The organism is Haloechinothrix salitolerans (assembly GCF_042662605.1).
In the GTDB taxonomy this organism is placed as follows: Bacteria; Actinomycetota; Actinomycetes; order Mycobacteriales; family Pseudonocardiaceae; genus Haloechinothrix_A; species Haloechinothrix_A salitolerans.
Genome location: NZ_JBHSXX010000001.1, coordinates 2,772,694 through 2,789,335 on the forward strand (window position 1 = coordinate 2,772,694; position 16,642 = coordinate 2,789,335).

General features: G+C 68.2%; 15 protein-coding genes. 4 read left to right on the top strand and 11 right to left on the bottom strand.

The window, feature by feature from the left end:
- Window positions 1-17 precede the first annotated feature (17 nt).
- Window positions 18-578 (top strand): TetR/AcrR family transcriptional regulator, encoded by a 561-nt coding sequence (locus ACFQGD_RS13150; protein ID WP_345404610.1) that lies wholly within the window; start codon window positions 18-20, stop codon window positions 576-578.
- A gap of 62 nt (window positions 579-640) precedes the next feature.
- Window positions 641-1,462 carry a 2-keto-4-pentenoate hydratase gene (locus ACFQGD_RS13155; protein ID WP_345404613.1) on the top strand — a complete coding sequence of 274 codons (822 nt, stop codon included), beginning with the start codon at window positions 641-643 and terminating at the stop codon, window positions 1,460-1,462.
- A gap of 170 nt (window positions 1,463-1,632) precedes the next feature.
- Here the strand turns inward: ACFQGD_RS13155 and ACFQGD_RS13160 are convergent, their stop codons facing one another.
- The 7 genes from ACFQGD_RS13160 to folD all read right to left on the bottom strand — a co-directional run bounded on the left by ACFQGD_RS13160 (window position 1,633) and on the right by folD (window position 9,995).
- Window positions 1,633-2,604 carry a type IV toxin-antitoxin system AbiEi family antitoxin domain-containing protein gene (locus tag ACFQGD_RS13160; RefSeq protein ID WP_345404616.1) on the bottom strand — a complete coding sequence of 324 codons (972 nt, stop codon included), beginning with the start codon at window positions 2,602-2,604 and terminating at the stop codon, window positions 1,633-1,635.
- Window positions 2,605-2,757: 153 nt separating this feature from the next.
- Window positions 2,758-4,257, bottom strand: coding sequence for an ATP-binding protein (locus ACFQGD_RS13165; RefSeq protein ID WP_345404619.1), 1,500 nt, complete (start codon window positions 4,255-4,257; stop codon window positions 2,758-2,760).
- A gap of 256 nt (window positions 4,258-4,513) precedes the next feature.
- Window positions 4,514-5,491, bottom strand: coding sequence for a LysR family transcriptional regulator (locus ACFQGD_RS13170; protein WP_345404622.1), 978 nt, complete (start codon window positions 5,489-5,491; stop codon window positions 4,514-4,516).
- 28 nt (window positions 5,492-5,519) lie between these two features.
- Window positions 5,520-6,134 (bottom strand): flavin reductase family protein, encoded by a 615-nt coding sequence (locus ACFQGD_RS13175; protein ID WP_345404625.1) that lies wholly within the window; start codon window positions 6,132-6,134, stop codon window positions 5,520-5,522.
- 130 nt (window positions 6,135-6,264) lie between these two features.
- Complete coding sequence (locus tag ACFQGD_RS13180) at window positions 6,265-8,613, bottom strand: ATP-binding protein (protein WP_345404628.1); 2,349 nt, start codon at window positions 8,611-8,613, stop codon at window positions 6,265-6,267.
- A 47-nt stretch (window positions 8,614-8,660) separates the two neighbouring features.
- Window positions 8,661-8,945, bottom strand: coding sequence for a nickel-binding protein (locus ACFQGD_RS13185; protein ID WP_345404631.1), 285 nt, complete (start codon window positions 8,943-8,945; stop codon window positions 8,661-8,663).
- Window positions 8,946-9,125: 180 nt separating this feature from the next.
- Window positions 9,126-9,995: a bifunctional methylenetetrahydrofolate dehydrogenase/methenyltetrahydrofolate cyclohydrolase FolD gene (gene folD / locus ACFQGD_RS13190; protein ID WP_345404634.1), complete on the bottom strand. Its 870-nt coding sequence runs from the start codon at window positions 9,993-9,995 to the stop codon at window positions 9,126-9,128.
- Window positions 9,996-10,118: 123 nt separating this feature from the next.
- On the opposite strand from folD, the gene ACFQGD_RS13195 reads away from it, so the two are divergent.
- Window positions 10,119-11,456, top strand: a complete 1,338-nt coding sequence (locus ACFQGD_RS13195) for an NAD(P)/FAD-dependent oxidoreductase (RefSeq protein ID WP_345404636.1) — start codon at window positions 10,119-10,121, stop codon at window positions 11,454-11,456.
- A gap of 156 nt (window positions 11,457-11,612) precedes the next feature.
- On the opposite strand, the gene ACFQGD_RS13200 is transcribed toward ACFQGD_RS13195, so the two are convergent.
- The 3 genes from ACFQGD_RS13200 to ACFQGD_RS13210 form a co-directional block, all read right to left on the bottom strand.
- The gene (locus ACFQGD_RS13200; protein ID WP_345404638.1) at window positions 11,613-12,341 is read right to left on the bottom strand and encodes a type 1 glutamine amidotransferase; all 729 of its coding nucleotides are present in this window, start codon (window positions 12,339-12,341) and stop codon (window positions 11,613-11,615) included.
- Window position 12,342: 1 nt separating this feature from the next.
- Window positions 12,343-13,677, bottom strand: a complete 1,335-nt coding sequence (locus tag ACFQGD_RS13205; protein WP_345404640.1) for an NAD(P)/FAD-dependent oxidoreductase — start codon at window positions 13,675-13,677, stop codon at window positions 12,343-12,345.
- Between the two features lie 225 nt (window positions 13,678-13,902).
- On the bottom strand, window positions 13,903-14,505 hold the full coding sequence (locus ACFQGD_RS13210) for a 5-formyltetrahydrofolate cyclo-ligase (RefSeq protein ID WP_345404643.1): 603 nt from the start codon (window positions 14,503-14,505) through the stop codon (window positions 13,903-13,905).
- Window positions 14,506-14,560: 55 nt separating this feature from the next.
- Here ACFQGD_RS13210 and ACFQGD_RS13215 point away from each other — a divergent pair, with 55 nt between their 5' ends.
- Window positions 14,561-15,310 carry an IclR family transcriptional regulator gene (locus ACFQGD_RS13215; protein WP_345404646.1) on the top strand — a complete coding sequence of 250 codons (750 nt, stop codon included), beginning with the start codon at window positions 14,561-14,563 and terminating at the stop codon, window positions 15,308-15,310.
- 3 nt (window positions 15,311-15,313) lie between these two features.
- On the opposite strand, the gene ACFQGD_RS13220 is transcribed toward ACFQGD_RS13215, so the two are convergent.
- A complete protein-coding gene (locus ACFQGD_RS13220) occupies window positions 15,314-16,624 on the bottom strand; it encodes a cytochrome P450 (protein WP_345404649.1) in 1,311 nt (436 codons plus the stop codon).
- Between the last annotated feature and the right edge of the window lie 18 nt (window positions 16,625-16,642).

The following is a 16,642-nucleotide window of genomic DNA, read 5'->3' on the forward strand; positions in this document are numbered from 1 at the left end:
CGGTTACGATCAATGGCATGGAGCCGGTTCGCCGAATCGTCGGCGGTCGCAGGGCGGACACCGTCCAGCGACTGCTCGACGCCGCACTCGAGGAAATCCGCGCCGTCGAGTACGGGGAGTTGTCGGTGCGCTCGGTCGCGCGGCGGGCCGACGTCTCGCCCGCGACCGCCTATACCTACTTCTCGTCGAAGGACCACCTCATCAGCTCGGTGGTGTGGCGGCGGATCCAAGACGTCACGTCGTCGTTCACCGACGACACCGACCTGCACGACATGGTTCGGCGCATCACCGACGTCTTCGCGGACGAACCGGAACTCAGCCGGGCATGCACCACCGCGTTGCTCGGCGACGACCCCGAGGTCACGCGGCTCAGGGACGAGATAGGCACCGAGATGGCCAAGTCGCTGTCGCGCGCGCTCGGGTCGTTGCCGCCCGAGGCGGTGAACTCGGTGACGATGGCGTTCGTCGGTGGCCTGGTGCTTTCCGGCATGGGCTACATCCCGTTCGACGAGGTCGCCGACCGCATGGTGGACATGGTGCGGCAGTTCCAGCCGACAGGCCGCCGCGCGAAGCGCTGATGTTCCGGTGACCGGAACACCGCCCTCGGCGTTTGGCCGGTCGATCCGGCATGCTGGCCGACATGAACGCGAACGCCGACGTGATGACCGATAGCGCACAGCGGGCCGCGGCACGGCTGGAGACCGCGGCCGCGACGGCGGTGCCGTGCGCGCCGGTCCGGGACCTGATCGGGCGCGATGACATCGCGCTGGCCTACACCGTGCAGCGGATCGGCACCGAACGTCGTCTCGCGGCGGGTGCGACGGTGGTCGGCCGCAAGATCGGTCTCACGTCGGAAGCGGTGCAGCAGCAGCTCGGCGTGCACCAGCCCGACTTCGGGGTGCTGTTCGACGACATGGAGGTCGGCGAGGACGGGCGCGTCCCGCCAGGATGGTTGTTACAGCCGAAGGCGGAGGCCGAGCTGGCGTTCGTGCTCGGCGCCGACCTCGACGTCGAGGACGTCGACGTCGCCCTCGCCCGCGACGCGGTCGAGTACGCGACCCCGGCGCTGGAGATCGTCGACAGCCGCATCGCCAACTGGGACATCTCGTTCGGTGACACCGTCGCCGACAACGCGTCGAGCGGCATGTACGTGCTGGGTACTCAGCGGCTGAGCCTGTCCGAGTTCTCACCACGCGACGTCGCGATGACGATGTGGATCGACGGCGAGGTCGTCTCCACCGGCAGCGGTGCCGCCTGCCTCGGGGACCCGCTCAACGCCCTGGCGTGGCTGGCGCGCACCGCGCGGGAGTTCGGCGAGCCGCTGCGGGCTGGGCAGGTGATCCTCTCCGGCGCGCTGGGGCCGATGGTCTCGCTCGCGCGGGGATCGGTGGCGGAGGTGGAGATCACCGCCGACGGCCGTTCGCTCGGCACCGTGCGGTTCCGGTATGAGGAGCGCGCGTAGCGCGGTCTCGACGTCTAGGCGGTCGGCTGCCGCGCGCTCGGCGTCCCGGGCCGGTTCCGCTACACGCCCGGTGTGTCAAGAAAATGTCGGATTCGTCCGTCCTCGGTTGACACGGCGGGCGTGTAGCGGGTCCACGCGCGGTGTGGCACGGCGAATCCAGCGTGCGACACTCACCCCGCGCGTCCCTGTTGCCGCTGCGCGCCGCGCGCCAACGCCGCGAGCAGCTTGCGCTTGAGGCGCGGTGGGTCGTTCGCCTCCCGCCAACCCCAGCGCACGATCTCGTATCCGGCGTCGATCAGCATCTCCTCGCGGCGCTTTTCCGCGCGCACGACGTCCAATGTGGAACATCGATCGTCCGGCCGGTATTTGGCCAGGCCGTCCGCTTCGCCGATGACCTTGACGCCGTCCCACAGGAAATCGACCCGCGCGAGGATTCCCCGCTCGTCGCCGAGCACCACCTGGGTGCGCGGCGCGGGGACGCCTTCCTGGTGCATCGCCACACGGGACACCGACTCCAGCGCCGACTCCGCTTTCGGGTCGGCGAATAGCACCGCACGACGGGCACGGTCGATGTGCGGCCAGCCGTCGCAATCGTTCAACACGCGGTAGAGCTGCGATAACGACGTCCGTTCTTTTCGTAGCGCGGAGTCGACGAGCACCACGCCCTCGGCGAACCTCGCGTCCCGAGCGAGGTCGACCGCCGTTCGCGCGGCCGACGTGACCCTCGCGCCGAACCGTTCGTGACGGTGATGCGCGGGGAGCGTCGCTCGGCGGACGAGGACGTCCCGCCGGTGCCGGGTGTGGACGTCCTCGTCGTCCGTGATCACGACGAGCCCCGAGGAGTACTCGCGGAGGGAGTCCAGCCCCCATACCTGTGCGGCGGAGCTGCCGCCTCCGACGGCGTCGTACCGCAGGGTCAGGAGCAGCGCGGCGACGTCGAGTGCGTGACGTCGTTCCGGATGTGCGGCGACGCGTTCCAGCAGCTCGGTGTCGACGTACACGCCGCGTCGAAGCAGCGTCCAGAACCCGTGGCGCAGTAGCCGCCGTATCTCGGTCGTGCTGAACCCGGCGCCGCGCGCCTGCGCCGCCGTGAACGGACCCCCAGTGCTGGCCCGCACCGCAGCGAGCCGGTCGTGTGACATGGACCACACGGTATCGGGTCGCACCGACAGTCAGCGCGGCTCCGGCCGCGAGCGGGCCTCGCTTGACGCCCGCTGTGTCAACCGAGACCGGATGAATCCGACATTTTCTTGACGCAGCGGGCGCATAGCGAGCCGCCTGGTCGTGAGGAGGCGTTAGCCCCACGTGGAGAGAACCTCCGCTGGGCCCCAGATCAGATCGACGTCGGCGGTGTCGAGATCGGCGCCCGCTCCGCTCAGTGAGACGATGGCGAGTCCGGATTCGCCAGGTTCGAAGCCGGGAAGATGCCGGACGCTGGCGAGCAGCGCTTTGAGGTCGTGACGGTCGAACGGGGAGTTCAACCACTTGATCGAGCCTGCGAAGTAGATCTGACTTGCCACGGGAGAGCGGTCGGCGCCGACGAGGTCGATCTCGGGGTTGAACTGGCGGTTCCACCAGCCGCCGACGACCTCAGCATTCGGCCATGGCACGGTCCCTGACGCGGCGGCGAGTTCTAGAGCATCACGGATCAACGGTTCTACGGCCTTGCCGCGCCAGGACGTCCAGCGCCGAACGAAAAGATCGTAGGCCTGCTTGGGACGTCCGCGGCGTGCGAGATCGTGCACCGCGCGCAGTACAGCGAGGTAGAGCCGCAGGTTGCTATCGGCCACTCGGTAGAGCGTGGGCTTGCCTGGACGAGTGGACAGCGGCTGGTCTGCGGCGATGACATGCTTCTCTTGGCTAAGCCGTCGTAGTAATGGTGACAGCGAGCCCGACGGGACGGTGCCTGCTGTTCCGCCTGCTGAGGCCGCGATGGTGGCGTGTGTGCGCTCTCCGCTGCCCACAGCCTCGATCACTCGCCGCGCCTGGTCCGGCGTCGGGAACTCGGCCAACAATGTCGCTTCCGGAATGCCAAACACTGGTGCTGCGGGATCAGCACACTCTTGGTGGATGAACTCCAGTGGAGCGGTGCGTTGCGGCCAGCTACGCAAAATGCCAGGCAAGCCGCCGGTGATGAGGTGGGCGTCAATGGTGTCCGCGGCGTCAAGATCGAGGGCCTGGCCGACCTCGCTGGGATTTAGCGGAGCGAGCACGAAGTTGTCGGCGCGTCCGTAGAAGGGCCGGTCGTATGCTGTGAGCCGCTCCATCATGTGGATGTCGCTACCCAATAGCAGCAGCAGAAGCGGATGGCGGGATAACAGTCTGTCCCACGCTGTCTGCAAGACTCCGTCGAACGATTCGTCCTGCTCGGAAAGCCACGGCAGTTCGTCGAGGACGACGATAGCCGGAGCCTGCGGAAGCACATTCGCAAGCGCCCGGAACGCGTCGGGCCAGCCGCCCGGCGCGGACTCGGGAACAAGTTCGGGGTCGACAGGTAGGCCGGATTCCTTCAGTTCGACGAGAAACGACGCGATGGCTTCCACTGGCGAGACACCTTTTGTCGCCGTGAAGAAGAAGTAAGGAACACCAGCTGAATCGCAGAACTCCTGGACGAGGCGTGATTTGCCGACCTGACGACGACCTCGAATGGCTACTGCTGTTCCCGTAGCCGTCTCCGAAACGCGGCTCAAACGTTTGCGCAGTGCCGCAAGCTCTGCAAATCGTCCCACGAACCCAGACATGCGCCGCTCCATGTAGATTGAATCTATGTAGATCTTATCTACATAGTAGCGCACTACCTAAGCACGCGTGAGTCGACAGTCAGCGTGGCTCCGGCTGCGAGCTGATCTCGCTTGACGCCCGCTGTGTCAACAGAGACCGGATGAATCAGACATTTTCTTGACACAGCGGGCGCATAGCGAGCTGCCTGGTCAGCTCCGGGCGGTCGCCACGTCGCTGCGGCGCTGATCCTCGCCGTGCTCAAGCAGAGCGAGGTGCTGGCGGCGGACCTGCGTTGAGCCGCGAGGGCGCGATCGTGACGTGGGCCAGCCGCTATCCCGTGTCCGCGCTGTGGTGCGACTCCGCTCTGCTCGGGTGCTCGGGCACGTGCGGTTCGGTGTCCGGCTGGTGCTGGTGCGGCCGACGGAACTCGCCGGTCATGAGCACGTGGGCTACCAGGGCGGTCGCCGTCGCCGGGAGCGTGCCCGGATGGGCGGCGAGGTGCCAGTCGCGGGGGAGCGGTGTCCCGGGCAGCGGCACCTCGATGAGCGTGCCGTCGGCGAGCTCCCGCTGGACCGCGTCCCGGGAGATCAACGTGACGCCGAGCCCGGCGATCACCGCCTCCCTGATGGCCGCGTTGGACCCGACGGTCAGGCTGCGCGGCGCGCTCGGCAGGTTCAAGTCGTCCAGGAATCGCTCCGTGGTCTCCCGCGTGCCCGAGCCCTTCTCGCGGAGCAGCCATGTCTGCCGCTCCGCCCAGCCGATCAGGTCGTTCTGGTCGGTGAGGCGGAAGCCGTCGCCCGGCGCCACGATGATCAGCTCGTGGGGGCGGACGCCGAGCACGGAGACGTCCCTGCGGGCGGTGGTCCTGCCGCCGAGCAGTAGGTCCACCTCCCTGCGGTCGAGGAGCGCGCGCACCCGTTCGCGGTTGCCGACCTCCAGCTGGATGCCGATCTGCGGATGCCGCTTGCGGAAGCTCGCGAGCAGTCTCGGCAGGATCTGCTCGCCCGCCGTCGTTACCGCGGCCATCCGCAACACGCCGCGTTCCGGGTCGTCCTCGGCCGCGGCCGCGGCGCTCGCCTCATCCAGCAGGCCGAGCACCCGCCGGATGTAGTCGGCGTAGACGGCACCGGCCTCCGTCAGGCGCAGGCCGCGACCGTCGCGCTGGATGAGGCGCGTGCCGAGCGAGCGTTGCAGCGCGGTCAGCGACGCCGACACCGCCGACTGCGTGACATACAGCTGTTGGGCGGCGGCGTGCACCGACCCCGCGTCGGCGACGGCGAGGAACGTCCGCAACTGGGTAAGCGTCATGGCCCCTCCGGGTGGTCGGGGTGCGTGGTCAAGCAGGTGTCGCCATGGCGGTGTCCATCGGGCCCAACGCGCCCGATGGCACCAGCGACGAGAGCTGACCCGACGCGTACACCAGCGGGTCGTCCTGCTCCCGCGCCTCCTCGACCTGCCGGACACTGCCGACGACGATCAGGTGGTTCGGGTACCCGTAGAGCAGGTCGACTTCGCACTCGAACGAGGCGAGCGCGTCGGTCAGCACCGGTGACCCGTGGACGCCCGTCGTCCACTCGCCGTGCTTGAAGCGGTCCACGGCGACGCCCCGTTGCCCGGCGAACACCTCGGCGATGTCGCGCTGGCGCCACGACAGCACGTTCACGCAGAACCGCCTCGTGCGGGGAAGCTGTGCCCCCAGCGTCGACCGCCTGCGCACGCAGACGACGAGGGTCGGTGGGTCCATGCTGAGCGCGCACACCCCCGTCGTCGTGACGCCGTATCGCTCACCCTGGTTATCGCTGGTCGTAAGCACGGTGACACCACGGGTGAGGCTGCGGATGCCGTGTCTGAAGTCGTGGGGAACCTGCCACGATTCCGCGGACTGCTCGTCGAAGTCGTAGACGTCGGTGGTCGATACGGGTGATGCCAGCGTGTGCGTGTCGGCGAGCACGGTATCCCTCCTGCGAGATCTGGCTGCGGGCCCTAGTGCGGACTGGTAGGGCCAGTGTGGTCCGGATCACCTCACGGAGGGCATGGGGCAATTACGTAGGCCCGTACCTAAACATCCCCACTCGCGGTCACTAGTGGTGCTCGTGGGCGCTCAGCTCGGTGCCGCGCTGCTCGGCCACCCACGCCGCGACCTGCGAACGCGACGAGAACCCGAGCTTGCCCAGAATGTGCTCGACGTGGGCTTCCGCGGTGCGGCGCGCGATCACGAGCTTGGTGGCGATCTCCTTGTTGCTGAGACCGTCCGCGATCAGGTTGGCGACCTCGCGTTCGCGGCGGGTCAGCGTCGTGTCGTGCCGGGACGCGGCGGTGGTCTCCCGCGTCAGCTCCCGCTCGTCGAGCGCGAACGCGATCGAGTCGTCAGTGCTCATGAGGGTGCCGTCGCGGAAATCGGCGTCGAAGCGCCTGCCACCGAGCGCCTCGCGCGCCTGCTCCTGCTGCTGTTCATGGAAGGTCACCAGGTGCCGCATCCCGAACAAGGGCGCGCCGATCCGCCGCCAGAGCCGGTCGGCGGCACCGAACAGCCGAGCCGCCCGAGGCAGCGTGCGTTCCCCGTGCGCGGTCCATGCCAGGATCTCGAAGCAGAACGCGATCACCCACTGCTCGTTGAACTCACGCGCGAGCCGGAGACCGGCCATCGCCGACGCCGCTGCCTTGTCGTAGTCGCTCTGCTGCCACGCGACCAGGCTGAGGTCCCACAACATGTACGACTTCAGCCACCGTTCCCCCCGTGAGTCACACAGCGCGATGGCGTCCTCGGCGATGCGGACCGCGTCCTGGAGTTCGCCGAGTAAGGCGGTCACGACCACCAGGTAGAAGCTGGTGTCCAGGATCCCGAGTGGGTTGTCGTTGGTGCGATGGCGCTCCAGCGCTTCGGAGAGCGCGTCGCGGGTGTCCGCCAGCTCCCCGGCCGACATCGCCATCATGCCGGTCAGCTGCACCGCCCACGCCGCGGCATCGACGTCGTCGAGTTGTTCGCCAAGCGAGCGGCACTCCTCGATCATGGGCCGCGCCGCGGTGAGGTCCTCCTGGATCGTGCACAGGTAGCCGCACACCCACAGCGCCCTCGCGCGTACCGGGCTCGCCTCGCCGCTGACGTCGAGACCGCGTTCCAGCCAGCGACGTCCCTCGTTGGTCAGCCCGGTCGCGATCCAGAAGAACCACAGCGCACCGGCCATCTGTACGCCGGTGGCGGCGTGGTCGCGCGAGGTGAGGCAGAACTCGAAGGCGGCGCGGAGATTGTTGTGCTCCCGCAGCAGCGTGGTCAGCCACGTCTCCTGGTCCGGACCGAGCCACTCGGTGAACGCCCGCTCCACGAGGCCGACGAAGTAGTCGCGGTGGCGTGCTCGCACCGCCGTCTCGTCGCCGTTGGCGGCCAGCCGCTCCAGCCCGTACTGCCGGATCGTCTCGAGCAGGCGGTACCGCAGCCGTCCATTGTGGTGCTCGGCGATGACGATCGACTTGTCCACCAGCGCCGCGAGCAGCCCGACGACGTCCTCCTCGGGGATCGTCTCGTCCGAGCAGACCGCTTCGGCGGCGGTGAGGTCGAACCCGCCGGAGAACACCGACAGCCGAGCCCACACGATGCTTTCGCGTTCCGAGCACAGCGCGTTGCTCCAGTCGATCAGCGCCCGCAGCGTCTGGTGGCGTGGCAGCACACCGGGGCTTCCCGCGGTGAGCAGTCGGAAGCGGTCCTCGAGGCGATCGAGGAGGTCACCGAGATCGAGCGCGCGCAGCCGAACGGCGGTGAGCTCGATCGCCAGCGGGATGCCGTCGAGTCGCTGGCAGACGCGCACGATGGTGTCGGCGTTCTCGGTCGTTACCTCGAAGTCGGGTCGCACCGCGACCGCGCGGTCCACGAACAGGTTGACCGCCTCGTACTGGCCAAGCGCGTCGTGCGGGGTTGGCCGGTCCGGTTCCGGCATGGACATCGTCGGCACCTGGAAGATGTGCTCGCCGGTGAGGCCCAGCGCTTGTCTGCTCGTGGCGAGGATGTGGACGTCGGGTGCGGCGTGCAGCACCGTGTCGACCAGCACGGCACAGGCGTCACGCAGGTGCTCGCAGTTGTCCAGCACCAGCAGCAGGCGCTTGTCCGACAGGTACTCCGCGAGCGCGGGGACCGGCCACCGCGCGGTGCGGTCGTGCAGCCCGAGTGTGCTGGCGATGGTTTGGCTGAGCAGCGCCTGGTCCTCGAGGGCGGCCAGCTCGACCAACCACACGCCGTCGCTGAACGCCCGTTGCAGGTCAGCGGCCGCGCGGAGGGACAACCGGGTCTTGCCCGCACCACCGACGCCGGTGAGGGTCACCAGACGCGACGCCGAAAGGAGCCGCTTGATCTCGGCGATCTCGTGGCGACGTCCGATGAAGCTCGTCAGCTCGGCCGGTAGATTGCCCGCTCGGCCAGCGGACTTCGAGGCGGACATGATCCCCAGATCCTACGGCCGGGCCCATGACCAGGCAAGCAGGCGTGTCAGCTGGCGAGACGGTCGACCAGGGTGAGATCGAGCGCGCTCTCGACGCGCGGCACCGGGAGCTGCGCGATCTCGTGGATCTTGCGTATCGCCTCGGCGCTCGTGGCCATGAAGACGCAGACCCACCGGCGCTGTGCCGGTACGTAGGTGCTGTGCAGGCAGCGCACCCGATGACCTTCCTCGGTCAGCCTGCGACTGGCCGCGTCGATCGCGTGTTGTGCCGTCTGTAAGTCCACCAGCTGGGTCGGGGGCAGGACCCAGTCGACCATGAAGTACTCGTCCACGTCGGCAAGTGTTCCCCTCTGTTCCCGGCGTCGGCAGGGGAGGAATCCCCACCGGCGTACCTACTTCAGTCACTCGTGGTCCGGAACGGTGCGCGAACGCGTCGCGGGAGACGGTGCCCCCGCGGCGCCAAGCCGAAGGCCGTGTCGATGGCGTCGTGCTCTCCATCGCGGGCGAGGGACTTACGACGCGACGCCGCTGGCGAACCGTCCGGCGGCACAGCGCGCCGCCGCGGCGGTCACCGTGTTCTGCAGCAGCATCGCGATCGTCATCGGCCCGACCCCGCCGGGCACGGGGGTGATCGCACCGGCGACGTCGGCGACGGTCGCGAAGTCGACGTCGCCACGCAGTCCGTCGTCGGTGCGGTGGATTCCGACGTCGATGACCGTGGCGCCCGGTTTGACCGCGTCGGGCCCGACCAGGCCGGGTACGCCCGCCGCCGCGATGAGGATGTCCGCCTGCCTCGTGACCGACGCGAGGTCACGGGTGCGGGAGTGGCACACGGTGACGGTGGCGTTGCGCCGCAACAGCAGGTGTGTCAACGGTTTGCCGACGAGCTCTGAACGGCCGACGACGACGGCGTGCGCGCCTTCGATCGGGATCTGGTAGGCGTCGAGCAGCTCGATCACCCCGGATGGGGTGCAGGGGCGCAAACCGGGCGCGCCTTGGGCGAGCCTGCCCGCGCTGAGTGTGGTGAGACCGTCGACGTCCTTGTCCGGGTCGATTCTGGCGATCAGTGACGGCGCATCGAGGTGCTCCGGCAGCGGCAGCTGAAGCAGGATGCCGGTGACGCGGGGGTCGGCGTTGAGTTCCTCCAGGGTCGTGGCGAGCGCGCGCTGGCTGATGTCACCGGGAAGATGCTGGTGCAGGTCCCGCATTCCGGCCTGGACACAATGCTTTCGCTTACTGCTCACGTAGACCGCCGATGCCGGGTCGTCGCCGACGAGCACGGTCGCGAGTCCCGGCGCGTCCGGCAGTTCCGTGACCTCCCGTGCGGTTCGCTCGCGTACCAGGCGCGCGACCGCTTTGCCGTCAATGATCGTCGCAGTCATGTTCCCTCGTCTCTGTTCACGGTATGGACAGCTACAGAACCACGGGATACTCTGTCCACCTGTAGTGAACAATGTCTCACAGTAGGAAAACAATGTCGATGACTTCGCTGGATGGAGGCTGAGATGGCGTCACGTGTCGCGATCGTCGGAGCGGGCCCGTGCGGCCTCGCGCAGATGCACGCATTCGAGCAGGCGCGCGCCGAAGGAGCGGACGTTCCGGACATCGTGTGCTTCGAGAAGCAGAGTGACTGGGGCGGGCTGTGGAACTACACCTGGCGCACCGGCTTGGACGAGTGGGGCGAGCCGGTACACGGCAGCATGTATCGCTTCCTCTGGTCGAACGGTCCGAAGGAGTGCCTCGAGTTCGCGGACTACGCGTTCGACGAGCACTTCGGCCAGCCGATCCCGTCGTTCCCGCCTCGGGAGGTGCTCTACGACTACATCACCGGAAGGGCCAAGAAGAGCAACGTCCGGGAGTTCATCGAGTTCAACACCGCCGTGCGGTGGATCTCCTACTCCGATGAGACGTTCTCGGTGACGGTCGAGAACCTGGCGGATCGCAGCACCAGGACCGAGGAGTTCGACTACGTCATCGTCGCCACCGGTCACTTCTCGGTGCCGCACATGCCGTCGTATCCCGGCTTCGAGCAGTTCCCCGGCAGGATCATGCACTCGCACGACTTCAGGGACTCCCGCGAGTTCGACGGCAAGGACCTGCTCGTGCTCGGCAGCAGCTACTCCGCGGAGGACATCGCGCTGCAGACCAGGAAGTACGGGGCCAAGTCGGTCACCATCTCCTACCGCACCAACCCCATGGGATTCCCGTGGCCGGACGGTATCGACGAGGTGCCGAAGCTGTCCCACCTCGACGGCGACGTCGCGCACTTCATCGACGGCACGACCCGCCGCGTGGACGCGATCGTGCTGTGCACCGGATACCAGCACTCGCTCGGTTTCGTCGCGGAAGACCTCAGGCTGCGCACCAATAACGTGCTCTACCCGGACAACCTGTACAAGGGTGTTTTCTGGCTCGACAACCCCAAGATGATCTACCTGGGGATGCAGGATCAGTACTACACGTTCACCATGTTCGACGGCCAAGCCTGGTACGCCCGCGACTACATCCTCGGCCGCGTCACCTTGCCGTCGCGGGACGAGATGGCCGTCGACATCGCCGAGTGGCGCGCCAAGCTCGACGCCTGCGAGACGCCGATCCAGGAGATCGACTTCCAGGCCGACTACATCGCCGACCTGTGCCGAGACGTCGACTACCCGGAGTTCGACCTCGACCTCACCCGCGAGCACTTCAAGACGTGGGAGCACCACAAGGAGGAGTCGATCATCGGCTACCGGGACCGGTCGTTCTCGTCGCCTTGCACTGGAACGGTCGCACCGGCGCACCACACGCCGTGGTGGCAGGAGCTGGACGACTCGATGGCGACGTTCCTCGGCAACAAATAGGTCCAGTCGCCGAAGTTGATCAGCCTTGCTCCCTGGGTGACGATCCGAATCGGATAAAAGAACGAAACTTGGTCACTCAAGGAGCAAAGGCTGATCAACAAGGAGCGAGCGGCGGTCGGACTCGCCGACAGCCAGGCGGGCACGGCGGGCTGATCGTCACGGGACTCCGCCGCGACGCAGCGCCCGGTCGAGCACGCGGTCGGTCAGCTCGTACGCGCGTCGTGGCGCGTCGGCGGCTAGACGTCGCGTGGCCGCGGTGATCTCGTCGTAGCTCGTGCCCGCCGCGGGTAGCAGGTCCCGGTGGTGCTCCGCCCAGGACAACGCCGACTCCACCGTCGCCTCAGGGTGGAACTGCACGCCGAGGTGTTTGCCGTGGCTGAAGGCCTGGGTGCCCACGCTCGACCACGCCAGCTCCCGCCCGTCCGGCGGCGGCGTCATGACGTCGAGGTGCCACACCAGCCACGGGCCGGGGCCCACCGTGTCCCCCGTTCTCGACGTCGTGTCGCCCGATGCGGTGTCCGCGGTGTCTATCTCGATCCAGCCGATCTCCGGGCCGTCGGGTGCTGGGCGGACCTCGCCGCCCAGCACCCGCGACAACAGCTGCGCTCCGAAGCAGATCCCGAACACCGGCACGTCGGATGCCACCGCGACGGCGAGCAAATCCCACTCCCGCCCGAGGTAGGGGAGGGACTCGTCGTAGGCGGAGTCATAGCAGCCGAGCGGGACGATCAGGTCGAAGTTCGTCGGGTCTGGCAGGCGAGCCGCCCGCACCCGGACGACTTCGACCTCGGCGCCGCGCTGCCTGACCCGGTCCCCGACGTGCCCCGGCGGGCAGTCGTCCTGATGCTGGACGAACAGAACGCGAGCGGTGCCGTTGTCTCCCATCTCAGCTCCAGGGGAACGGTGAGTTGCTTGTCGGGTGCAGCTTTCCGGTGCGGTAGCGGTCGAAGCGGAACGGTTCCAGCAGTGACCGCGTTGTGCCGAGCAGTTCGTCGGCGACCAGTTCACCGATGCCGAGCATCTTGTAGCCGTGGTTGGCGTCGGCGATGACGTAGGCGTTCTGCCGGAAGGTGTCGAACACCGGGAAACTGTCCGGGGTGAACGCGCCGATGCCACCGGACGGCTCGCGCTTGTAGACGTCCCGTTTGCCCTCGAAGCGCTTCTGGCAATGAGCCAGCGCGGACGTCCACATCCGGACGAAGTCGTCACCGACGGCGAACTCGGGGCTGTCCGGTCCGTACGGATCCACCGCGACGTCGGCGGCGGGCCGGTCGATCGGGACCGGGGACGCGCCACCCTGGACGCCACCAAAACTGAAGTCCGGCTTGTAGTAGATGCCCCACATCTTGTCGGTGATCAGGGCGCCGTCGACGTCGTCGTAGAGCGGCTGGTCGGAGTCGACGTGGACGACCGGTGGCAGGTTGCCCTGGTTGTCGGTGAACGTGCGCGGGTCGACGTCGAGGGTGCCCTCCTGCAGCGCCCAGTACGTCCACATCGGAACGTCGGGGCGCGTGGTGCCATCCGGGGTCGTGACCGAGATGTGGCTGGGCAGGTCGAGCATCGACCAGAAGTCGCGGACCCACGGGCCCGCCGCGACGACGAGCTGCTCGCAGGCGATGGTGCCCGCGTCGGTCTCCACCGCCGTGACGGCGCCGCCGTCGAGCGTCAGCCCGGTCACGGTGACGCCGCTCTGGATCGTGACGCCCTCGGCGGCGGCCTTGGCGGCGAGTCCGCGCATGGAGGCGACGTTGTTGGCGTAGCCGCCGCGTTTCTCGTGCAGCACCACCGAGATTCCTGGCGCTTGCCAGTCGGAGAAGTAGCTGGTCAGGTACGACTTCGACGCCTCGGGGCCGTCGATCAGCTCGGAGGTGTAGCCGATGGCCTCCTGCTCGGTGTAGATCTGGCCGACGTCGGCGCGCATGACCTCGGGAGCGATTTGCAGGTAGCCGACGGGGTGGTAGGAGAAGGCCTCCGGGTCGGACTCCCAGACGTCGACCGAGTGCGCCATCAGCTCACGCATCGCGGGCTGGAAGTAGTTGTTCCTGATGACACCGCAGGCCACGCCGGAGGCGCCTGCCGCGATGCCCTTCTTGTCGATGACCAGGACGTCTTGGCCGCTGCCTTGACCGCTGGCCTTGAGCCGCCGGGCCAGGTGCCACGCCGTGGAGAGGCCGTGGATCCCGGCTCCGATGATCACGAACCGAGCTTGTTGGGGAGTCATCTGTCGTCACCTCACGCGGTGGGATAATTGCCGTAGTGGAAATACTATCTCCACTACGGAAAATTCTACCGGGGCGAGAGGGCGAAGGCTAGGCCTGGCGTCGGCTGTCTCGCTGTGGTCGCTAAGCGCTGGGCTGGCTTGCATAGTTGATCAACTGTGTGCCACGAGCGTGCGCAGGCGCCACCGCGGCCGCCACCGGGGACGGCCGTGCTCGTGCGTGCGGGTTCAGCGCGGCAGGGGGATGAGGCCGCCGCCAGGCGTGAGCGCGGCGGTCATGCGCACGTCGTGCGATTCGGCCGGTAGCCGCTGTACGACCTCGTCGTCCCTGACGACGGCGATCAGGTCGGTGCCGGGCTTTGTGAAGGGCAGCGACCGGTCGTAGTATCCGGCGCCACGGCCGAGCCGGACGGCGTTCTCGTCGACGCCGACCGCGGGTGTCAGCACCACTTGCGCGTCCGCGATCGCCTCAGGGCCGAGGCGATCGCCCGCCGGCTCCAGCAGTCCGGGCAGCGGGCCTGACGCGAGCGAGTCGGGGCCGTCGTACTGTGCCCAGTCCAGCGGGCCCCGTTCGGTCGGCACGATCGGCAGGAGCACCCGGGCGCCCACATCGAGAAGGACGTCGAGCATGTCGAGCGAGCCTGGCTCGGGTCCGAATGGCACGTAGCAGCCGACCGACGTCCCGGGGCGCACCATCGGCAGCGCGCCGATAGCCTCGGTGAGGGCGCGAGCTTCCTGCTCCCACGTCGACCGGGAGACGCTGGAGCGCTGCGCGCGCAGTACGCTGCGCCACTCGGCCTTGGTCTGGGGTGGGTGGTGCCCGTCCGTCATCATCGCTCCGTAGTATTGCCGTGACGGCTATAGTATTTCCAACAAGGAGTTTACCGTGGCGAGAACCGGGAAACCAGCTGTCCGGCAGATCGAATCGGTGCAGCGCGCGATCTCGGTGCTCAACGTCCTCGCCGAGGCGGGCGCGGATTTGGGCACCAACGAGATCGCCCGCCAGACAGGCGTGAACATCAGCACCGTCTCCCGGCTGCTCGCCACGCTGGTCGACGGCGGTCTGCTGCAGTACGTCCCGTCCACCGGCAAGTACCGCTTGGGTATCCGCATCCTGCAGCTGGCGAGTGTGGCGCGGGAGAACCTCCAGCTACGCGACGTCGTCCGGCCGCATCTCGAGGAGATCACCGCGATCACCGGTGAGACGGCGACGCTGTCGCTACCCGGTGAGCGCGACGTGTTCACCGTGGACTTCGTCGCCAGCGACTCCTCCGTGCGCAGTGTCGCCTCGATCGGACGCAACAGCGTCCCGCACGCCACCGCCGTCGGGAAGGTGTTCCTGGCCCACGGCGGCACGACGTCCGGCGAGCTGACCGCCTACACCGACCACACCATCACGGACCGGGCCGCGCTTGACGCGGAGGTCGCCCGGGTCAAGGAGCAAGGCTGGGCCACGGCCGTCCGGGAGCGGGAGCCGGAGCTCAGCGGTGTCGGCGTGCCGGTGCTGGACGGCTCGGGCGCGCTCGCCGCGATCCTCGGCGTCCAGGGTCCCGCGACCCGGTTCACCGACGACGCCATGCGCGCCGCCGTCGACCTGCTGTGGGAACGGGCCGCGGTGATCGGCTCGGTGCTGTAGACGTCACGCCGCTCGGACCGGCAGGTGCTTGACGCCGTTCTGGAACGTCGAGCGCAGCCGGTCGGGCTCGCCCGCGAGTTCCAACGCCTCGAAGGTGTCCAGAACGGCATCGAACATGGCGCGCATCTGGACGCGGGCGAGGTGGGCGCCGAGGCAGAAGTGCGGTCCGTGGCCGAACGCGAGGTGCTCGCCCGGTTTGCGGTCGACGTCGAACCGATCGGGGTCGGCGAACACCCGCTCGTCGCGGTTGGCCGACGAGAACCACACGACGACCTTCTGGCCCGCCGCGATCCGGACGCCGCCTAGGTCGACGTCTTCGGTCGCGGTGCGCCGGAAGTGCATCACCGGCGTCCACCAGCGCAACATCTCCTCGACCGCGCCGGGCAGCGGGGAGCGGTCGGCGCGCAGGCGCTGGTAGACGTCTGGGTGGGTGAGGAGAGCGATCATGCCGCCCGGAATGCCATTGCGGAGCGTTTCGTTGCCCGCGACGGAGAACAGCCAGAACAGGTTCTCGAACTCGGCCAGGCTGACGCGGCCGTGCTCGTCGTCGACGTGGCGCATCAGGTTGCTCATCACGTCGTCGCCTGGGGCGCGTCGTTTGGCCTCGCCCAGCGCGTTGGCGTAGGCGTACAGGTCGGGCATGCCCTCGCGGGTGCGCGGGTCGGGCATCCGGCCGTGCGCATCGGGTGTCGGTCGGAGTGCGAGGGCTTCTCGGGCCATGGCGCTGGACCCGGTGGTGTCGGCGGTCGCGCTGACCGCGTAGTCGGGGTCCTGGTAGCCGATGACCCGGTTGCTCCAGTCGTACATCAGCCAGCGGTCCTCGGCGGGCACGCCGAACACCTCCGCCAACGTCAGCAGCGGCAGGTCGGCGGCGACGTCGACGGCGAAGTCGAACTCGTCGCGGTCGGCGACCCGCGCCACGAGGTCGCGCGCCCACCCGGTGATGCGCTGCTCGATGGCCGCGACCGCGCGTGGTGTGAATGCCTTGGTCAGCAACCCACGCAGGCGGGAGTGCTCCGGCGGGTCCATGTTGAGCATCATGCGTCGGACGTAGCGCAGTGCGTCCGGCGTCGACGGGTCCCGGATCTGGGTGGCGCCGAGTTGCGAAGAGAAAACCTGGGGCGTGCGCAGCACTTGGCGGACCTCGGCGTGACGCAACACCGCCCAGAACCCCGGGCCCGCGGGCCAGGCGTCGCTCGCCGGTTCGTCCATCCAGACCACGGGGCCGCGCGTCCGCAGGCGTGCGAGCGCCTCGTATGGCACGCCGCGCACATAGGTGTCGGGATCCATGACGGTCGCCGCGTCAGAAGCCATGGATCTGTTGTACCGACT